Here is a 1,135-nt window from a genome sequence, read left to right on the forward strand (position 1 = left end):
CTAGGTTCTTCGCTGTGCGAGCTGACGGTGGTTCTCTGCGGAAGGCCGCGACAGCGGCCGAGGTGGCCCATGAAACGGGTCGACGGTGGGAAGACGAACGCAATAGCATCGTGCGCCGGGCCCCGGACTGGGATCCCGGCGGACGAGCCCTGTCGAGAGACGACCGCGAAGAAATCGCGATCGGTCTCGAACACGGTCGCTCGCTCACCGAGATCGGCCGGCGGATCGGGCGAGACAGGTCGGTGATCTGCCGTGAGGTGGCCCGCAACAGAAACCGTGACGGCAGTTACCGGGCCGGCTCGGCGCACCGCCGGGCGTGGGAGCGCACCCTGCGCCCGAAAGAGTCCGTGCTGATGGGCAACGCGGAGTTGTTCGAGTGGGTGGTCGGCAAGCTTCTCGCGTTGTGGTCGCCGCAACAGATTTCGGCGACGCTGAAGGTCGAGTTCCCCGACCGAGAAGAGATGCGAGTGTCGCACGAGACGATCTACCAAGCGGTGTATGTGCAGGCCAGAGGCGAACTGCGGCGGCAACTCGCCGCGGCGTTGCGCACCGGGCGCGCCGCACGTAAACCGCAGGGGCGGGTGCCGTCCAAGGCACGGCACATCCCGGACAAGATCCTCATTTCCGAGCGGCCGGCCGAGGCCGACGACCGAGCGGTGCCCGGGCATTGGGAAGGAGACCTGATCATGGGGACCCGAAACCAGTCCGCCATCGGCACCCTCGTCGAGCGCACCAGTCGGCACGTGCTGTTGCTGCATCTGCCCAAGGCCCGCGACATCGTCGGGATGCGGGACGCGATGATCGAGGCGATGCACTCACTACCGGAGGTGATGCGGAAAACGGTGACCTGGGACCAGGGCACCGAGATGCGGGCCCATGCCCAGATCACCCTCGCCACCGACGTGGCAATCTACTTCTGCGACCCCCACTCGCCCTGGCAGCGGGGCAGCAACGAGAACACCAACGGTCTGCTACGCCAGTACTTCCCGAAGAGCACCGACCTGTCCGTGCACACCCCACGGGACCTACGCCGAGTCCAAGACTCACTCAACGGGCGACCCCGTCAAACGCTAGGCTGGCGCACACCAACGCAAGCGTTCAACGAGCTCGTTGCATCCGCCACTTGAAACCGCCT

Annotated in this window: 1 protein-coding gene; it reads left to right on the forward strand. The window is 66.1% G+C overall.

From position 1 onward, the window contains the following. Positions 1 to 110: 110 nt before the first annotated feature. Positions 111 to 1,127: an IS30 family transposase gene (locus ACFWO3_RS21615; protein ID WP_378581657.1), complete on the forward strand. Its 1,017-nt coding sequence runs from the start codon at positions 111 to 113 to the stop codon at positions 1,125 to 1,127. Positions 1,128 to 1,135 lie beyond the last annotated feature (8 nt).

This window comes from Rhodococcus sp. NPDC058521, from assembly GCF_042719695.1.
In the GTDB taxonomy this organism is placed as follows: Bacteria; Actinomycetota; Actinomycetes; order Mycobacteriales; family Mycobacteriaceae; genus Rhodococcus_F.